21 protein-coding genes and 1 pseudogene are annotated in these 18,820 nt (G+C 37.0%); 10 read left to right on the top strand and 12 right to left on the bottom strand.

What is annotated here, in order from left to right:
- Positions 1-41: 41 nt before the first annotated feature.
- A complete protein-coding gene (locus VB713_RS18975; RefSeq protein ID WP_323313068.1) occupies positions 42-395 on the bottom strand; it encodes a XisI protein in 354 nt (117 codons plus the stop codon).
- 134 nt (positions 396-529) lie between these two features.
- The gene (locus VB713_RS18970; RefSeq protein WP_323313102.1) at positions 530-658 is read right to left on the bottom strand and encodes an addiction module protein; all 129 of its coding nucleotides are present in this window, start codon (positions 656-658) and stop codon (positions 530-532) included.
- An 80-nt stretch (positions 659-738) separates the two neighbouring features.
- On the opposite strand from VB713_RS18970, the gene VB713_RS18965 reads away from it, so the two are divergent.
- The 3 genes from VB713_RS18965 to VB713_RS18955 all read left to right on the top strand — a co-directional run bounded on the left by VB713_RS18965 (position 739) and on the right by VB713_RS18955 (position 2,018).
- Positions 739-957, top strand: a complete 219-nt coding sequence (locus VB713_RS18965; RefSeq protein ID WP_323313067.1) for a UPF0175 family protein — start codon at positions 739-741, stop codon at positions 955-957.
- A 142-nt stretch (positions 958-1,099) separates the two neighbouring features.
- Positions 1,100-1,231 carry a hypothetical protein gene (locus tag VB713_RS18960; protein ID WP_323313066.1) on the top strand — a complete coding sequence of 44 codons (132 nt, stop codon included), beginning with the start codon at positions 1,100-1,102 and terminating at the stop codon, positions 1,229-1,231.
- Positions 1,232-1,241: 10 nt separating this feature from the next.
- Positions 1,242-2,018 carry a transposase gene (locus VB713_RS18955; protein ID WP_323313065.1) on the top strand — a complete coding sequence of 259 codons (777 nt, stop codon included), beginning with the start codon at positions 1,242-1,244 and terminating at the stop codon, positions 2,016-2,018.
- Positions 2,019-2,270: 252 nt separating this feature from the next.
- On the opposite strand, the gene VB713_RS18950 is transcribed toward VB713_RS18955, so the two are convergent.
- The 3 genes from VB713_RS18950 to VB713_RS18940 all read right to left on the bottom strand — a co-directional run bounded on the left by VB713_RS18950 (position 2,271) and on the right by VB713_RS18940 (position 7,141).
- Entirely contained in the window at positions 2,271-4,379 is a 2,109-nt protein-coding gene (locus VB713_RS18950) for a GUN4 domain-containing protein (RefSeq protein WP_323313064.1), read from the bottom strand.
- 294 nt (positions 4,380-4,673) lie between these two features.
- Complete coding sequence (locus tag VB713_RS18945; RefSeq protein ID WP_323313063.1) at positions 4,674-5,513, bottom strand: AAA-like domain-containing protein; 840 nt, start codon at positions 5,511-5,513, stop codon at positions 4,674-4,676.
- A 14-nt stretch (positions 5,514-5,527) separates the two neighbouring features.
- On the bottom strand, positions 5,528-7,141 hold the full coding sequence (locus tag VB713_RS18940; protein WP_323313062.1) for an AAA-like domain-containing protein: 1,614 nt from the start codon (positions 7,139-7,141) through the stop codon (positions 5,528-5,530).
- 341 nt (positions 7,142-7,482) lie between these two features.
- On the opposite strand from VB713_RS18940, the gene VB713_RS18935 reads away from it, so the two are divergent.
- Complete coding sequence (locus tag VB713_RS18935; protein WP_323313061.1) at positions 7,483-7,839, top strand: hypothetical protein; 357 nt, start codon at positions 7,483-7,485, stop codon at positions 7,837-7,839.
- Positions 7,840-8,163: 324 nt separating this feature from the next.
- Here VB713_RS18935 and VB713_RS18930 read toward each other — a convergent pair whose 3' ends face one another.
- The 6 genes from VB713_RS18930 to VB713_RS18905 form a co-directional block, all read right to left on the bottom strand.
- Complete coding sequence (locus tag VB713_RS18930; protein WP_323313060.1) at positions 8,164-8,439, bottom strand: MoaD/ThiS family protein; 276 nt, start codon at positions 8,437-8,439, stop codon at positions 8,164-8,166.
- A gap of 116 nt (positions 8,440-8,555) precedes the next feature.
- Positions 8,556-9,860: a threonine synthase gene (gene thrC, locus VB713_RS18925; RefSeq protein ID WP_323313059.1), complete on the bottom strand. Its 1,305-nt coding sequence runs from the start codon at positions 9,858-9,860 to the stop codon at positions 8,556-8,558.
- 304 nt (positions 9,861-10,164) lie between these two features.
- Positions 10,165-10,425 carry a MoaD/ThiS family protein gene (locus tag VB713_RS18920; RefSeq protein ID WP_323313058.1) on the bottom strand — a complete coding sequence of 87 codons (261 nt, stop codon included), beginning with the start codon at positions 10,423-10,425 and terminating at the stop codon, positions 10,165-10,167.
- A gap of 268 nt (positions 10,426-10,693) precedes the next feature.
- Complete coding sequence (locus VB713_RS18915) at positions 10,694-11,302, bottom strand: J domain-containing protein (protein WP_323313057.1); 609 nt, start codon at positions 11,300-11,302, stop codon at positions 10,694-10,696.
- Positions 11,303-11,487: 185 nt separating this feature from the next.
- The gene (locus tag VB713_RS18910) at positions 11,488-12,081 is read right to left on the bottom strand and encodes an ATP-dependent Clp protease proteolytic subunit (protein WP_323313056.1); all 594 of its coding nucleotides are present in this window, start codon (positions 12,079-12,081) and stop codon (positions 11,488-11,490) included.
- A 116-nt stretch (positions 12,082-12,197) separates the two neighbouring features.
- The gene (locus tag VB713_RS18905) at positions 12,198-12,860 is read right to left on the bottom strand and encodes an ATP-dependent Clp protease proteolytic subunit (RefSeq protein WP_323313055.1); all 663 of its coding nucleotides are present in this window, start codon (positions 12,858-12,860) and stop codon (positions 12,198-12,200) included.
- A 454-nt stretch (positions 12,861-13,314) separates the two neighbouring features.
- On the opposite strand from VB713_RS18905, the pseudogene VB713_RS18900 reads away from it, so the two are divergent.
- The 6 genes and pseudogenes from VB713_RS18900 to VB713_RS18875 all read left to right on the top strand — a co-directional run.
- A pseudogene (locus tag VB713_RS18900) lies at positions 13,315-13,518 on the top strand (4-Cys prefix domain-containing protein); the annotation flags it as partial.
- A 441-nt stretch (positions 13,519-13,959) separates the two neighbouring features.
- Complete coding sequence (locus VB713_RS18895) at positions 13,960-15,216, top strand: VWA domain-containing protein (protein WP_323313054.1); 1,257 nt, start codon at positions 13,960-13,962, stop codon at positions 15,214-15,216.
- Positions 15,213-16,493 carry a VWA domain-containing protein gene (locus VB713_RS18890; RefSeq protein ID WP_323313053.1) on the top strand — a complete coding sequence of 427 codons (1,281 nt, stop codon included), beginning with the start codon at positions 15,213-15,215 and terminating at the stop codon, positions 16,491-16,493. The genes VB713_RS18895 and VB713_RS18890 overlap by 4 nt, the downstream gene beginning before the upstream one ends.
- A 41-nt stretch (positions 16,494-16,534) precedes the next feature.
- Positions 16,535-17,251: a hypothetical protein gene (locus VB713_RS18885; RefSeq protein WP_323313052.1), complete on the top strand. Its 717-nt coding sequence runs from the start codon at positions 16,535-16,537 to the stop codon at positions 17,249-17,251.
- A gap of 13 nt (positions 17,252-17,264) precedes the next feature.
- A complete protein-coding gene (locus VB713_RS18880) occupies positions 17,265-17,735 on the top strand; it encodes a hypothetical protein (RefSeq protein ID WP_323313051.1) in 471 nt (156 codons plus the stop codon).
- The gene (locus VB713_RS18875; protein ID WP_323313050.1) at positions 17,732-18,160 is read left to right on the top strand and encodes a HEPN domain-containing protein; all 429 of its coding nucleotides are present in this window, start codon (positions 17,732-17,734) and stop codon (positions 18,158-18,160) included. Before VB713_RS18880 ends, VB713_RS18875 begins: the two co-directional genes overlap by 4 nt.
- Positions 18,161-18,256: 96 nt before the next feature.
- On the opposite strand, the gene VB713_RS18870 is transcribed toward VB713_RS18875, so the two are convergent.
- Positions 18,257-18,811, bottom strand: coding sequence for an antibiotic biosynthesis monooxygenase (locus VB713_RS18870; protein ID WP_323313049.1), 555 nt, complete (start codon positions 18,809-18,811; stop codon positions 18,257-18,259).
- Positions 18,812-18,820: the final 9 nt, after the last annotated feature.

Genomic DNA, 18,820 nt, shown 5'->3' with positions numbered 1-18,820 from the left:
CCTTTCAAAGCCGCAACACACCCTACTTAAAATCTGCCTTTTTAAGCAGTAGCAAATTCTGTTAAACTGCGTTTACTGGGATAGTGGAAACCCAAAACAATATCACTTTGTGGTATTCCGGCTGATAGCAAATCATCAACAATACATAAATTAGTTGCATCTTCTTCTACCCAAATTTTACCGTTTTTAATGCAAAGATAGATGATAATATACTGTATTTGTCTTTTGTCATCCCAGCCAAACCGAAACCAAATATATTGATCTCTTTTTTCATCAAAAGCTAAACGTTCACTAGCCTCAATTTCTCTATTTCCGATACTTTGCGGATTACTCATTTCATAATATTCCGTCAATATTTTTTTGATGGCATTGCGATATTGTTCTAATTTATCCATTGTTGATTAAATTGTTAGAGATTTTATGATAACGTTGCAAGAAATTATTAATTCACTAGCCAGTTTATCAAAAGAAGATCAAGATTTTCTATTTGAAATACTCCGCAAAAAAAGAGAAGAGGAAACTAAGCAAGTTATAATTCATTCATTTCTCCAGGAATTAACTCAACGGTATGATTACGAATTTCATTACGGTGTTTTTTCGCTTCTATATTCCAAATATTTTGGATATTTTCATCAATATCAGATTCTAGACTTTCAATTTATCACGATATTGTGTTATAATTTTACCTAATTATTAACATTATAGCTAACCTGAAACCTATTAATTAAACATAACACTATGAGTAGTATATCCTTAGAAATACCTGAAGAAGTTTTAATTAGTCTCAAAGAAACTCCAGAAAATTTATCTATAGAAATACCAATTTTAGCAGCAGTCAAACTGTTTGAACTTGGTAAACTGTCATCAGGAAGAGCAGCACAATTAGCAGGAATGTCACGGGTAGAATTTTTAATAGTTTTAGGGCGTTATCAAGTTTCACCTTTTTCTTTATACTAAAAACGGGTTAAAAGTGTCATTCTGAACGAAGTGAAGAATCTCCGAGATACTTCCCTGCACTACGTTACGGTCAGTATGACATAAGTCCAAGTTTGACCCGTTTGCAGTATAACTTCTCAACAGTTAGAACAAGATGTGAACAATGCCTAATTCTCCAGTTGTTGTTAATACTTCTCCTCTATTGTATCTGCATCAAGTTGGCTGTTTAGAATTACTGCAAAACTTGTATAGTAGAATTTTAACTCCTCCTGCGGTAATACAAGAATTAATGTAGCTGTCATCTGATGCCACGACCAAAGCGCGACTTAATACCAGGATACAGTTATCATATTACCACCCGCTGCAATAACCGTGAATTTAAGTTAACTCGTCACGAATGCCGTCAGGTGTTTCTCTATACTCTCAAAAAGGCTTTGGCTAAATTCCAATTTAAGCTTTATGCCATCTGTATTATGTCAAATCATGTGCATTATTTAATCGAACCAGCACAACCTGAAGATTTACCCAAAATCATGCACTGGATAAACTGGTATACGGCAATGTGTTTTAACCGAATGCTGAACCGAACAGGACACTTTTGGGAAAAACGCTATCACAGCACAGGATTTGCTAAAAACGATTATAAAAGGGCATTAAATACGCTTAGGTATATTCACGCTAACCCGAAAGCGGCAGGAATGCAAGAAGGATTTTTTTATGATTTTAGTAATTATGGAATTTATGACCGATTGGGGGATGATGGTTTAACAACTTGGCATCCTGCTTTTTTGGCTTTGGGGAGAACGTTAGATGAATGTGCGGCTAAATATCGCGGTTTCTGTAAAAATTATAAGCCAAAAGCAAAACCAGAAAAACATTATTCTTGGGGTAATCAATTCTTGCCGAAGGTGATTAAAGGAAAAGGTAAAAACAAAAAAACATCACCTGGACAAATGCGATTACCTTGGGATAGTTGGGAGGAAACTAATCCCGAAATTTTGGAAGTGGCTGAGAAATTCATCTTTGCTAATTGTTACAACTCTCAAGTTGCAGGAGTTATTTTTCAGAATCACAGTCAATAATTTGAGGTTAACAAGGGAGTAGTGTCTCTATTGCTGCTAAAAATGGCTTTTTTGTGACGTTTTTTGGATAAAGTTTGCTGCTTTTTTGCTTTTTTGCCCACTCCATCAAATTTTAACTATTGACTTTTGGACTTTTACTTTTTGGACTCGTGCCAGGGGACTCGTGCCAGGTATCGAATTTCTGTAAACCTTATTCTTTCGTGGAAAATGCTTGCTTAACAAATGTTTACAATGCTCTGAAAGCCTTATCTGCTACAATCTACAAGTCTCTGCAAGAAGAGAGAAGAACCCCCCGACCCCACCCCCAACCACCCAACCCCAAACCAGGTACCCCACCAAGGTAACCACCACCCCACCACCATCAAGGTAAGGTAAAGTAAATCGCTTTTTATACGTACTTAAATATTTTTCTTCCCATAAGGGTAGTTCATCATATCTCATCCAATCTCCCCCTTCCTCTTTACCCTTCTTCCATCCCACCCTTTCAACAAAAGTATTATACCCTTCTTCGTTCCATTTTGTAAATGTTCCCTTTTTCCAGTCAAAATCTAAAGAATTGCCTGTTTCCAGATATATTCTTTTTTGAACACTATAACCGAACTTCCCTTTTGAGTTATCCACCCATAATTTATCTACTGCTTTTAAATCCTGACATTGAAAGTTTTTAACATCATTTACTTCTAAATAACCTTCTTTTTCTCTTTTAGCTGAAACAAGAATAAACTGCCAATTTTTTAAATCTGCATCTTTCCATCTATTTTGTTTCATTAAATAATCTAGTTCATTTAATAAATGTGTTTTTAAAGATTCATAATAAACTGTATTTGATTTATCTAAATCATCAAGTTGACGATAAAGACTAGCGACAATATCAGCATTACCATTATAGAGAATATTCAGGTCTAACTTAAATAAATCAGTATTAGATTTTAATTGAGATTTGAGAATATCATATTTAGCTAATGCTATTTTGTAATTATTTAGTGATTTTCCTAATTTACCTTTTACATAATAAATATAAACTAAAGTCGCTAAATAACTAGAATCATTTTTATCAATATTATTTTCTTTTGGTAATTTTTTAAAACTTTCATTCAAGTCTTCTTTAGCTTTGTTATATTGTGATTCTAATTGTGGATTTTTATTCTCTTCTGTTTTTAAAGATTCATATCCTAAAACCAAAGAACTATCTAATAAAGCTTCTTTTAGTTCTTGGTTTGTGATTTTTTCTTGTAAAACCAAACCTGCAATATTTAAAAATTGATTAGCTTCGTTTACTTGATTTTTTTGTTGTAATTGAGAAGCAACTGCTGATAATTCTGTAATTTTATCAATACTTTGTCTGATTTGAGCAGCATCTTTTTGAGATTTTTCTGTTTGTTCTTTAGCAATATTAAATTGTCTTTGTTTGTCTTTAAGTCGATTGGTAATTTTTTCTTGCTGTTGCTTGAAAACTAAAACTTTATTTTCAGCATCTTTAATTTTTTGAGACTTTGACTGTAATTCTCCTTGTAATTTTTTAGTATCATTATCTAACCTATTTTTTTGTGTTTCTAACTTTTCTTTATCTTCTTTAGCTGTTCTGGCTTCTATTTTAGCATTTTTCGCCTCTGTTTTTGCTTTCTCTGCTTCTCGCTGTTGTTGTTTCATTTGGTCATTTACTTGTGACAACTCTGTATTCTTTTGAATAACTTGTTGGGTAGCATTTTCAGCTTTTTGTTGTTCATTTTTAGTTAATTTTTTAGTATTTTCAAGCTGTATCGCAACATTTTTTAGATTACTACTAGCATCTAGGGCTACTTTAGCAATTGCAATTCCGAGTACTCCTGCAATCAATAAAAATACTTGTGCAAAATAAACTCTTCTTCTAGCTTTTGCTAATTGTTTTTCTGCTTCCTGTTTAGCTTCTTCCTCAATAATTCTCGCCCTTTCTGCCGCTTCTTTCTCCTTTCTTTCCCTTTCTAACTCAGATTCCTTTTCCCTTTTATTGATTTCTTCTTCAATTTCCTGCTGACGAGAAGCTGCTAAAAATTGTTTATCCTGAAAACTTAAATTTTTCAATTCTGCCCATTCTTCTGCTATTTTTAAAGCATTTCCTCGTAATAACCAAGAATTTTCATGACAACCTGAACCATACCACGCCCTAAAAGCTTCAGAATAGGGACGTAAAGCAGCTAATTGATTATCAATCCATTCTTGATTAAAAACCTCTCGATAAATAGGATTATAAATTTGTAAATAATTATTTATTTTCACCACTAAACCAGATAACTGTAACTTTCCCTCCTCTCCAGTATTCTGACTAATTACTTCTCCCTGTTGATAAATCTTTTGATAAATATCTAATAATTCACCTGCCATTTGTTCATCAATTAAAATCCGTCTTTCAATGGTGCGTAAATGTTCCGGGTTATCCTGTGCTTGCCAATTTTCAATAATATTAGTTCTAATTAAATTCTCTAACCATTCTGCATACTCCCCACTTTCTAAGGGGGGTTGAGGCAGGGGAAACGCATCTTATCAATAAGGACAATTGAATCTCAATAACGACCTATAAATTCGCATTAATGCCTCCTTATTGACAATACTTTAATCAATCACCATGACTCCAAAAAAATCAATCAAACGATAAATTAAGATTTCTTCGTTGATACATCAAAATTGTATTTTGTCAAGATAATTTAGATGCGTTTCCCCTGGGGGTTGAGGGGGATCATTTAAAACTAAATTACAGACTTTCTGAGTTAAAAAAGGTTGTCCTCCAGTCCATTTTAGAATTAATTCTAATAACTTCTCAGGTTGATTTGTTTTAACACTTAATCCTTTTGCTAATACTTGAGATTCTGCAAAAGTAAAACCTGTTAATTCCACCCCATAACCAATATTAAAAGGAGTCCGCGTTTTATCTTGAATTAAATCACTAGGAGTCGCTACACCTAACAACACAAAACTCAGACGATTATATTCAACATTATCAACTCGACGATTATAAAAAGAGCGAATTAACGCGAAAAAATCATCCACATTAAATTTTAAACTGATGATACTATCAATTTCATCTATAAAAATGACGATATTTTTCTGAACTTGGGTTAATAAAACCTCATCAATAAATTTTCCTAACCATTTAACCGGAGAAAGATTTTGATGTGTTTCTAAAAAAGTCCCTAAATCTAGCTTTTCTTGAAGCTGAAAACCACTAATTAAACTATCAATTATTCCCGCATACCAGGTTTCAACAGTTACATCAACACTACCAATCTCAGTTAAATCAATTGCCACACAACCATATTTATCTTCCGTCTGCAAACGCTTCATTATTCGCACACGCAAACTAGATTTACCCATTTGTCTTGAATTTAATACATAACAAAAATTCCCTAATTTTAATGTTTGATAAAGTTCCTCATCAGCTTTTCTCTTTACATAAGTAGGTGCATTAGGAGGAAGACTACCACTAAATTGATATTGAATAATCTTATTATCTGCACTCATAATAATTTCCTCAATTAATTTGATAATCTATCTAAAAAATAAAGCCGATATAAATTACAAAGGGGGATTACTTTATTTTCTTTTGCTTCTACTAACCCTAAACTGCGTAATTTAAACGCTATCTTGGCATCTAACTGAACTGGAGTATCACTTTCAACTACTTTCTTCATCGCTATTTTGAGATTTTCATTATCTTCCAAAACTGATAAATATTTAGAAAAATGATCACGATATAATCCCGCTTCTGTAGGTGCATTTTTCAAAAAATCATCTAAATTTATTTGACCTTTTGCTAAATAATATAAAGCAACTCTTAATAAATAAGGATGTCCATCTATCATATCTATTAACTTTTGAATTTCTTGCTCAGACCAATTTAAACCATGTCGTTTAATTAATTCTTTAATTTGTAATTGATTAAATTCTCCTAATTCAAAAGATGAACCTACATTAAAGGGCGAATGATTAGCATCTAACTGAATATAAACCTCCTGAGAATGAGCAATTACAATACGTAACTTTTGCCAAACATCACTATTTTTACCTTTCTCATTCCACGATCTTAAAAGCTTAAAGAACTCACCAGCAATTTGCGGATAAGAAAATATTTCGTCAATATCATCTAACCCTAATACTATTGGTTGAGTAATTTGAGTTAAGAGATAATCACTAAAATATTTACTACAATTTTGTTGATTAGTTAAAAACCTTTTCCAATATTTCTCTAATTGGATTTCTAAGTTTAATTCTTCACTGACTAAAGCACAAAACCATTGTAAAAATGTGCTAATATCAGTTAATATTTCTGGACTCCATAAATCAATAGATACTTTTTGATAACCTTGTTTGACACCATGATTTAAAATGCGACTCATCAAAGATGTTTTTCCCATTTTTTTAGGTGCTTTAATTCTAATTAATGCTCCGGGTTCTAAAATTGTCTGATAACAATTTGATTCAATATTAGGGCGTTCAATATAAAAACGTGAATTTAAAGGAACTTGTCCATCAAAACTTTCTAAACTAATATCTTTAAAAGAATTAAGTACCGACTGAGAATGTAAATTAGTCCGGTTTTTTAAAATAGGAGTTAAATGTTCAGGAATATCCTTCATTTGTATGGCATTACAACCCAACTTAAAAGCAGTTTCTATTGATTCATTTGCAAACAAAGCATCATAAAAACCAAGAGTAAATTCTCTTGCTGCTTTATCCCCTATTTTTTGATTCATTCCTACTACATAATCAACATAAGGATAAATACCCTCAGCTTGTATTTCGGAATAACAAGCATTTAGCACAACACACTCAATTTTAAAACTTCTTTGTACAATTTCAAAAAAATCGGTTAAAGCATCAGGCTTAACTAAAATTGCTTCTCCATTATCTCCCATTAAAGCTAAACCCTGTTCACCTCCACCATGTCCTGAGAAATGAACAATATCGGGTTTATGATCTAATAAGTGACGACGAAATTCTTCTTGACGTACTGCTTGCTTAACAATAATTTTAAATTCGTCACGTTTCTGAGAACGTTCTTGAGCATTTTCAATGTTTCTTACTTCTTCATTAAGACGTAAGGTTTGTGTATTGGTAGGGTTAGCGGTTAAAATGAGGATTTTTTTCATAATCTATTGAATCATATTGTTTATGTATGCAGTTTTTCCAGCCATATTTATCACAAGTTGTGCGCTTAATATCGTTGCGTGAATGTATTGTTACCCGATTCCCTCCAAAATGTAACACCCCAGGGTGCGGAATGTGGGATATAATACAGCTTTGTATTATCATAAAAAACAGTAAAAACCGATTGTGATAGTTGAGGGTGAGAATTGGAAGGAGGAAGTAAGAATAGTCTTGAATCTGCTCAAATGACAGATTTTTGAATAAAATCGAGTTAAAAAATTGATTGTTGTCAGTAAAAAGTTTACCAAACAAGTGCTTTAACCTTTTTGCACCTTTTGATTTTATGCACCTAAGTATAGTTGAAGACTATTTACAAATAGAATTTTCTTTAAAAGAGCAACTTTTAGCTGTTCGCTTTCACAAAGTTTGGCAAATACCGTTAACCCATATTACGCAAGCAACAACAGAACTACCACCTAATACTTGGAAAGAAATTCGCGCCCCTGGCAGTTTTGTACCTGGTCTAATTAAAGCTGGAACTTATTACACAGACCGAGGTAAGGAATTTTGGTATGTAACTAGAAAAAATGACTTTGGTAGTGTGTTAACGATTGACTTAGAAAATGAATCCTATCAACGTATCGTTTTGAATGATATAGAAAAAAATCAGGAATGGCAGCAACAACTAAACAATACGTAGGGCTTGCTGTTCGCGAAGCGTGCCGTTAGGCATATATACTGCCAACGGGTGAAATCTGGACTTATGTCATACTGTTCGCGTAGCGTGGCGTAGCCATACGTAACGTAGTGCAGTGAAGTATCTCGGAGATTCTTCACTTCGTTCAGAATGACACTTTTAACCCGTTTTTAGTATAAAGCAAAAACCTATCACTTGACCGGATTTAAGACTATTCCTTCTTCCTTCTTCTCCTGACTCCTAGCCCTAACGAAAAGACTTTTTCCGCAAACCCTACCTAAATAATAAACTCCCCGCAAACTGGGGGAGGTTTAATTTGCAGATAGCTCAACCACCTGCAACAGCGGGAACGATACTGACTTCATCACCGTCTTTTAGGGATGTTTCTGTGCCTTCTAGAAACCGGATGTCTTCGCTGTTAACGTACAAATTTAAGAATCGTCTTGGCTTACCAGTTTCATCGCACAAACGTGATTTGATACCAGGACAGCTTTTTTCTAAGGATTCAAATAATTCAGTGATATTGCTGCCACTGCATTCTAGGGTAGCTTGATTATTTGTAAATTGTTGCAGAGCAGTAGGAACTAAAACAGTTACAGCCATAATTTCAACTTTAATTTTCGATTTTCGGTGGTTGGTTACTAGGGGTTTAGCATTGCGCTAAACCCCTACAATCATTATTCAGTAGTCATTCTTGAGAAATCTCTAATGACCAATGACTAAACGAGGACTTGTTGCCATTCTAAGCGATCAAGTGTCCGGGATCTTTCTAAAGCCCGTTCAAAACTATCAAGTTTGGCATCTATGGTCAAAGGTTCACCAACGTAGCCTTGTACTGCTTCTTGGGTTTTCAAACCGTTGCCGGTGATGTAAACAACTGTAGTTTCATCTGGATCAATTTTGCCAGCTTCTACCAATTTTTTCAGTACTGCAACTGTTGTTCCACCGGCTGTTTCTGTGAAGATACCTTCTGTTTCTGCCAGTAGCTTCATGCCTTCGATAATTTCTGCATCATTGACTGATTCAATGTTACCGCCAGTTTTCTGGGCTATTTCTACGGCATAAACACCATCTGCTGGATTCCCAATAGCGATGGATTTGGCAATTGTGTTTGGTTTGACTGGCTGGATAAAGTCATGTCCTTCTTTGAAGGCTTTAGCGATAGGGGAACAGCCTTCAGCTTGAGCGCCACTGAAACGAACGTTTTTACCTTCCACCAAACCTACTTCTGTAAATTCTTTGAAGCCTTTATAGATTTTGGTAAACAGGGAACCAGATGCTAGAGGGGCAACAATATGATCTGGTAGTTCCCAACCTAATTGTTCTGCAACTTCAAAGCCTAATGTTTTGGAACCTTCAGAATAGTAAGGGCGGAGATTAATATTGACAAAACCCCAACCGTGTGTATTGGCGACTTCTGAACAGAGACGATTGACTTGATCGTAATTGCCTTTGACAGCCATGAGGGTGGGACTGTAGATTAAGCTGCCCAATATTTTACCAGCTTCTAAGTCTGCGGGGATGAATACACAGCAGTCTAAACCAGCATAGGCTGCGATCGCTGCTGTGGAATTTGCTAAGTTACCTGTACTGGCACAAGAAACTGTGGTAAAACCTAATTCTCTAGCTCTGCTGAGTGCAACTGACACCACCCGATCTTTGAAGCTCAGGGTGGGCATATTGACGGCATCATTTTTAATATAAAGTTTATTTAAACCCAGGCGACGGGCTAAACGGTGCGATCGCACTAAGGGAGTCATCCCCGTGCCTACATCTATAACATTATCAGTAGCGACAGGTAGAAATTGACGGTAGCGCCAAATTGAATTTGGCCCAGCTTGGATTTTTTCTCGGCTGACGGACTGGCGTAAAGCATCATAGTCGTATTTGACTTCTAGCGGCCCAAAGCAAAATTCACAAACATGACTCGCTTTGAGTTCATATTCTGCTCCACATTCCTTACACTTCAAGGCTTGCAGTATAGAAGTGTTTGCTTTGTTTAGGTTTGCAATTGCCTGAGTCATAAACTACCTGTCCCCGTATATCCGTCAACTTTGGATTACTCTAGCACGCCCTAAAATACACGTCAAACATACCCGACTATTTTTGTCGGATATAGTTTTTATAACGGAATAGGGATGAGAACACGAAAGTAACGAGTGTAAATCCGAGTCAATCACTCAGTACTCAATCACTCAATCACTCAATACTCAGGACTCAGGACTCGGTACTCAATCACTCAATACTCAATACTCAGGACTCAGGACTCGGTACTCAATCACTCAATACTCAGGACTCAGGACTCGGTACTCAGTACTCAGTACTCTTTCAGCCACCGTTAACGGGTGGAATGAGGACAACTTCATCACTATCTTCTAGTAGGGTGTCTGGTTCCACAAAGATGAGATTAATCCCAAAGCGGGTAACATCACGCCATTGAGAGAGTTCTGGATGTTCGGTGATACAGCGATCGCACACCGCCTTTACTGGCGTACCGTTAGGAAAATCTAGCACCAGTTCACTCACACCATAAGCTTCTTGATAGGCAGCGAACAATTTAACGGTTACGGTAATTGCAGATTTCGACATACAATTTTTCTACACCCTGATTTATTTGATTATTTATTAGAAGAAATTAAATGCCAGATGAATTCAACTTTGTTCAGCATTGGTATCCCTTCTCAGCAATTGAAGACCTTGATCAGCAGCATCCAGTTCCCGTGGCTCTTTTGGGAATCAAGTTACTTATTTGGAAGTCTAATTGATCTGAGAATTACTGCATATTGTTAGATCAATCTTCTCAAAATTTTGCTTCCTTGAGTGGGAGACATATTGACGACATATAAATTATCAAATCTTAAAATTTAATCCCCAAACGCTGAAAGTCCTGCTGGATTTCGTTTAACAGAGCCTTATTGTGAGGATCTGTCTTTAAAGCCTTTTTCAGATAAATTCTCGCTTTCGGAAGTTGTTTTTCGGAAATTAAAGCCCTTCCCCAGATTTGATAAGCGATCGCTTGCCATTGGCGGACTTCTATATCTAGTGGTAATCTAGCAGCTAAAGCCTCCACAAGAGCGATCGCTTGCGGAAAACGTCTTTCTTGCAAAAACCGTTGCAACTGTTCATAAGTTTTCCACTTTAACCGTTGTTCTATATCCTCTAGAGTTGGTGGGTGGGGCATCACAGTTGTTGTGGTTGCTACTGACTCCTGGGATTCCACCTCAATGTAACTACGTACAGAAGTTGATGAACTACTTGATTTTGAGGCTATTTCCTCTGACGGTATTACCGTTTGCAGGAATCTGTAAGCCTCCGTCAAAGCAATAAATTTGTCTTTAGACTTTTCATCATCTGGGTTAGTATCGGGGTGATATTGCTGCACCAGTCGGCGGTAAGACGACTTAATTTCAGCAAAAGAGGCTCCCGACCTTAGTCCCAATAAACGGTAGCAATCTCCAAGGTCCATCTTGAGCTATCAGTGAGCAAATAATTTATTTTAGTTATTAGCATTAAAGCCTAAATCTAAATAATAAAAACTAAATTTATAGTTTAAAGTTCAAAATTTACAGTTTTTGAGGATAGACGATTGGGAAGAGGACAAGAAGCAGGGCGCAAGGGGGAAAACTTTCTCCTTGCACCCCCTGCTTCGCTCTACGGTCGTTCTTCAATCACACGGTCAATTAAACCGTATTCCTTAGCTTCTTGAGCGGACATGAAAAAGTCACGATCCATGTCTTTTTCAATTTTGGCTAAAGTTTGACCAGTATTATCAACATAAATCTGATTTAACTGGTTACGCATTCTGATAATTTCTCTAGCTTCAATTTCGATATCAGATGCTTGTCCACGAGTACCACCGGAAGGTTGGTGAATCATAATCCGGGAGTGAGGTAAAGCCATGCGTTTGCCCTTAGTTCCAGCCGCTAACAGGAAAGAACCCATAGAAGCAGCTAAACCAACGCAAATGGTGACAACATCAGATTTGATGTGTTGCATGGTATCATAAATTGCCAAACCAGATGTTACCATGCCACCGGGGGAATTGATGTATAAGAAAATATCCTTACCTGGATCATCTGAGTCCAAATAAAGCATGATGGCAATAATTTGGTTAGCGATTTCGTCATCAACATCTCTACCCAGAAAAATAATTCTCTCCCTGGAAAGGCGATCGTAAATACTAATCCAGTCTGTATACTGTCCTCCGGGCATCCGGTAAGGAACTTTAGGCACGCCTATAGGCATTTTCGTTACTCCAGTTTTAATTAGTTTCAGTAGTTAGTACTGAGTGAAAGTTAGTGCTGAGTCCTGAGTGAAGAGTCATTAGTACTCGGTACTCAATACTCGGTACTCGGTACTTTTTAAAGCACACTTGCAGGGAGTGGGGGATTGGCCAGTTCTTCTTTCTCAAAAACTCGGTCAATCAAACCGTAATCTCTCGCTTGGTAAGGTGTCATGTAAAAAAGACGATCCATGTCTTTGGAGATTTTTGCTGCATCCTGTCCCGTGGTATGAGAGAGAATTTCCAGCATTGATGCTTTGTTTGCCAAAACTTCCTTAGCGCGAATTTGAATATCCGTTGCTTGGCCTTGGGCGTAGCTCTTGGGTTGATGCAGGATAATGTTGGAATTGGGCAAACTAGCACGACAACCTTTTGTACCAGCACTCAGCAGCATGGCAGCCATACCCATTGCTGAACCGATGCAAATGGTGTGAATTGGAGGCTTGATGTATTTCATGGTGTCATAAATGGCGAAAGCTTCGGTTTCAAAACCGACAGGTTCACCACTATAACCAGACGTGCCAGTTGAGTTGATGTAGATTTTAATTGGTTTTTCTGGGTCGTCGGATTGTAAATACAGCAATTGAGCGACTATCAATTCCGTGACAGCAGGCACCAGAGGCATTCCCAGATAGACAATTCGCTCCTTCAAGAGCAAGGAAGGTAAATCTGGCGGTGGTGTTCTGTAGAAATTATCGCCGTAATAGGGGGCTTGCACAGCCTTGATGGGAGAAATGTCCATAGCAACTCAATCGCCTGAAACTATGCCGTTAACTGTATTACATCCTAGCGCGATGTTTGGGTGATTTAGGGTGTGGATTTCTAGGCAGAAGGCAGGATTGGTTTTTTTCTGTCTAAATTCAGGATGTAGAGGATTTTACTGTTTGTAAATTGATCTTATTCCTAGATCGTCGTTTCAGTAATACTAGGTAATATGTTTTTCTCTTGTAGAGGAAGGAGAAAGCAAAAAAAGTCGGTTAAAAAGCAATACGGTTCAGTTTAGCCTAAAATTCTTTTTTGAAAACTAACCACAGAGGCACAGAGAAAAGAGAAGAAAAAATTCTTAACTGAACTGTATTGGGTTAAAAAGCTACGAGATAGGGAAAAAATGCTCTGGTTGCGTAATTGGCTAGTATATTTGTGTATATATATTTAAAATATCATTAAAATTTCAACGTATCTACCACAACCCACTCATGAATCAGATATGTTGTCTGAACCCAGATTGTCATAACCCACCAGTTCCCGACCAAACCAAATTTTGTCCTCACTGTGGTATTCCCTTAATCATTCTCAGAAACCGTTATCGTCCGGTTAAACCTCTGGGTGGGGGAGGTTTTGGCAAAACTTATTTAGCCCAAGATATTGATAAATTAAATGAAAAATGCGTAATTAAGCAATAGCATCTTGAAAATCCTTAAAACCAAAAACCTCAACGCAAACCAACATCTTGTAAATCCTTAAATTCTATAAATCCTGATTCAGACAACAAGAATATCCTGAAAATCCTTAAAACCAAAAACCTCAACACACACCAACATCCTGTAAATCCTCAAATCCTGAAAATCCTGATTCAGACAACAAGAATATCCTGAAAATACCGAAACCCGAAAAAACCTCAACGCAAACCAACATCCTGTAAATCCTCAAATCCTTTAATCCTGATTCAGAATCGGCTCGAATATTTAAATTAGATATGTTTTAGCTGATCAATAATTTTATAGGCAGAGGTAGGGAATGAGGTATACAGTTTTTGTTAAAATTGTTTTCCGTAGTCTGTAAGCTACCTTTTGGAGTTATCTATAAATAGATATAGATAATCTCGATAGGAAAATTGGCTTATGAAGGTTAACTTGCAGCCTACTCTCAATGATGCTAATTTAGACGCGAATCAATCCAGCAGTCAACGTCAGTTAGCTGTTTCGATTTCTGCGATTGGCGAGACTCTAGATCGCAGTGCGCCATTAAATTTATGTTTAATCTTAGATCATAGTGGTTCCATGAATGGTCGATCGCTCGAAACTGTGAAAAAAGCAGCTTCTTTGCTGGTTGATCGGCTCAGTTCTGATGATCGTTTGAGTATTGTTGTATTTGATCACCGGGCTAAAGTTCTAGTCCCTAATCAGGTGATTACAGATCGCCACCAGATCAAACAGCAAATTAATCGTCTCACAGCAGATGGTGGAACAGCCATTGATGAGGGTTTGCGGTTGGGGATTGAAGAATTAGCCAAAGGCAAAAAAGAAACTATCTCCCAAGCCTTTTTGCTAACTGATGGCGAAAATGAACATGGTGATAACGATCGCTGTTTGAAATTCGCCCAATTAGCCGCCAGCTATAATTTGACTTTGAATGCGTTGGGTTTTGGTGACAATTGGAATCAGGATATTTTAGAAAAAATAGCTGATGCTGGTTTGGGGAATTTGTCTCATATTGAACAACCAGATCAGGCTATGGATAAGTTCAGTCGCTTGTTCACCCGGATGCAAACAGTGGGATTGACTAACGCCTATCTGTTGTTTTCACTGATGCCGAATGTGCGATTAGCAGAACTTAAACCCATTGCCCAAGTTGCCCCGGATACCATTGAATTACCAGTACAACCAGATGCTGATGGACGTTTTCTGGTGCGCTTGGGAGACTTAATGAAGGATGTGGAACGGGTGATTTTGGCTAATATTTATTTGGGACAGTTGCCCGAAGGTAAACAGGCGATCGCTAATGTGCAAGTCCGCTACGATGATCCCGCCCAGAACCAAACCGGATTATTTTCCCTGAATATGCCAGTATATGCAAATGTAGAGCGAATTTACCAACCATCTGCCAATCCCGAAGTGCAACAGTCAATTTTGGCTTTAGCCAAATATCGCCAAACCCAGTTAGCCGAAGCGAAATTACAACAGGGCGATCGGGCTGGGGCAGCGACAATGCTACAAACGGCAGCCAAAACGGCTTTGCAAATGGGAGATGCCAGTGGCGCAACGGTATTGCAAACCAACGCTACACGCTTACAAGCAGGGGAAGAGTTATCAGAAAGCGATCGCAAAAAAACCAGAATTGTCTCAAAAACTGTGTTGCAGGATGCTCCTCCTAAATGAAAGTTCAATTACTGTCGGCACTAAATGATACGAATGTTGATGCGGCTCTATTGAGTAACCAGCGTCAATTAGCCATTTCTATATCAGCTACTGCTGATCAACTTGACCAAAGTTTACCGTTGAATTTATGCCTGATTTTGGATAAAAGTGGTTCTATGCATGGAGAAGCCATGGATACAGTGATTCAGGCAGTAGAGCAATTGTTAGCTCAACTTAAACCAGGCGATCGCATCTCCATTGTCGCCTTTGCGGGTACTTCTGAGGTCGTTATCCCCAATCAAGTCGTCACAGATATCGAAAGCATCAAAGCCAAGTTAAAGAACAAGCTCAAGGCTTCTGGAGGCACAGTTATTGCGGAAGCCTTGTCTTTGGGAATCACAGAATTACTCAAAGGCACAAAAGGCGCTGTTTCCCAAGCATTTCTGCTCACAGATGGCCATGGTGACGGTGGGTTAAAAATCTGGAAATGGGAAATTGGCCCCAATGACCACAAACGCTGTTTGGAACTTGCCCAAAAAGCAACTAGAGTCAACCTGACAATCAACACCTTCGGCTTTGGCAATGACTGGAACCAGGATTTGTTAGAAAAAATTGCCGATGCAGGTGGTGGTACTCTGGCTTATATTGAGCATCCAGAACAAGCCGTAACCCAATTTGGTAACTTGTTTAAACGCATTCAGTCTGTGGGCTTAACTAATGCCCACCTGCTGCTGTCTCTAGTGCCTGGTGTCCGATTAGCAGAACTTAAACCCATTGCCCAAGTTGCCCCAGAAACCATTGAGTTATCAGTGCAAGCAGAAGCTAACGGTAGCTTTATTATCCGCTTGGGAGATTTAATGAAAGATGCGGAACGGGTGGTTTTGACAAATATTTATTTGGGACAGTTACCAGAAGGCAAACAAGTGATTGGACATATCCAAATTCGCTACGATAATCCAGCAGAAAATAAAGAAGGGTTACTTTCCCCCTTGTTGCCTATTTATGCAAATGTGACTAAGGCTTACCAACCAGCGGTGAATCTCCAAGTGATCCAGTCGATTTTGGTATTAGCTAAATATCGTCAAACTCAGGTAGCAGAGACAAAATTGGAACAAGGCGATCGCGCTGGGGCTGTGACAATGCTGCAAACAGCTGCCAAAACCGCCTTGCAAATCGGAGATACAGGTGCAGCCACTGTGTTGCAAACCAACGCCACACGTCTGCAAGCTGGTGAAGAACTCTCGGAGAGCGATCGTAAAAAAACCAGAATTGTCTCAAAAACAATTTTACGCGAATAATTCTCTAGGGTGGGCATCTGCCTACCCTTTAATTTGCTAAGATGGAAGACAGATATATCTCTGTTAAAGAAATGAACAATATAAAAATTCCACCACAATATAAATTAGGTATTGATTTAATTATAAAGATTGATGAAATTTTATTTAATAAATTACTCAATGTCGTAACAGAAATTCACCCATTCGTAAATATAGATAGCTTAATATTGGAAATATCTCCAAAAATAGAAGAAATATCTATTAATAATTTGGAAGATATTTTAAGGGCTATTCGTTCAATTTATTCTCTGCGTACCCAGGAAAATCTTAAAAATAGTGAAATAATAACGGCATTAATTAGTGCTTTGTCTAGTGATGATACATTCTCAGAGTTATCACATGAAGAATTTACACGTTTTGAGCAAAGGCTAAATAAATTATTAGCAATTGATGGCTCTATTAGTATTTCTTCTAAAGCCATAAGTTTGTTACAAGAATACGATCATATATTCTTAAATTCACGTATTGTGGCTGATGTAAGACCTGTTTTCAAAACAGAGATTAAAGAAGGTATCGCCGGAGCTTTGGTAGTTCACACATTAAAAATTGCGTACCAAGATGCAAGTGGTTCGAGAGAGTTTTATGTAGCTTTAGATTCAAACGATGTAAAAAATTTACAAGAACAATTATCTCAATCTCTAATAGAAGCAGATGTTGTTAAATCCATGCTAAATAAAGCAGATGTTATGCATCTAGATCATTACCCTAGTTCTAAATAAAAAAGGTGGAAAAATGCTTTTAGAAAAGCAAACTAAACAGTTGGTAGATAATAGTTTCGATGATGATAATGATGTTATAGCTATTCAACGGCAAAAAATAGCTACAGATAATTGGCAATTACCAAAACATCTGGTAGAAGATACTGGATGGACTAATAATATAAAATTAAGAAAAATCTTTTTTTTCTACACAATAGAAAACATCAATGTAAGAAGGTTTTTGCAAAAGCATTCTAACCTGATAGATGTTATTCTGGAAGCTCATCCACAAATAAGAAAGTATTTCCCCACCGAGAAATTAAGATTACAGTTGTATGTTGATCCTGAATCTCCCCAATGGGAGAAACTTGTGCTTTCTATCTGTGCCAGTCCAGAATCTGTCGATGAATCATTAAATCAATTAAACGAATTTGATGAAAATTGGTGGATAGATGCGTCATTAGGAGTTGCTGTAAATCTTTGTATTCATTTGGACTTTGAATGAAATTCGACTGGTCAAATTATTTAGAAGTTGCACAAACTTTATATAATGAAGTAATTAGTACCTCAAATCAGGTAAATAGTGCATCAATTAATGAAGCAAAAATACGCTCTTCTATCAGTAGAGCGTATTACTCCGCTTTTTGTTTAACTAGAAACTACTTAAGAGATTTTGAAGGATATACTAATTTAAGAACTCTTAAGGTTGGTGTACATACATATGTTATTACAGGATTATTAGGTAGTAAAGAACGTGATTTTATAAAGTTAGGGCAAACTTTAGAGCGTTTACGATTGTTGAGAGTTGAAGTTGACTATGAAGATTATATAGCTCCTAATCTTCTTATTTCTAAGGCAAAACAAGCTATTAAGGATGCAAAACAAGTAGTCCAGTTATTAGAGAAGTTTACTATTAGCCAAAACCCATAGAAAATTTTATTAATAATATTAATTCATTTTTACGAGAATAATTAATTAGGGTGGGCATCTGCCTACCCTGAAAAATTGATAATTATCCTAAACTTTTTATTGGGGATATAGCCAAAAGCTAAACAGACGAGTCACTCTGGGCATGATGATATAAGTCAGCATTACCACCATAATAGCGGAAATAATTAAGGAAATAATCAGCGGAGGTAAACTACGAAGTAAAGGACTAAGAAAGACACTCAAAAGATTAATTAATATGTAAACAACTGCCCAGGTAAGTAATGCAGTTTTATAGCGTGGTGGTGTTTTTAAAGGTTGACCAGGAATAGAAAACCAAGCTTCTAAGCCGCTGATTTCCTGGATATGGGGGTCAGATTCTACCAAAGGTTTGGCTTGAGTCAGCCAGTATTGACGATCGCGTGATGTCATCCATTCTTTCAAATTTTCATAACTATCAAATCGCAAGATAATCACATATTCAGTTCTCACACCAAGTTGAGGACGAATCACATTTGTACCGAGATGACCTACGTAAGTTCTGGCTACAGTGGTAATATCTTTCACCCAAGCCTCAAAAGCCATTTCATTGCCTGGTTTGACGAATTGCGAAATCACAACCGTGACCAATTGCTCTTCTTGTGACGTTTCCATCCGTTAATT

This window comes from Anabaena cylindrica UHCC 0172 (assembly GCF_034931625.1).
GTDB lineage: Bacteria > Cyanobacteriota > Cyanobacteriia > Cyanobacteriales > Nostocaceae > Anabaena > Anabaena cylindrica_A.
Note: the sequence above shows the minus strand (reverse complement) of the source record. Positions and strands in the feature narration are given on the sequence as shown.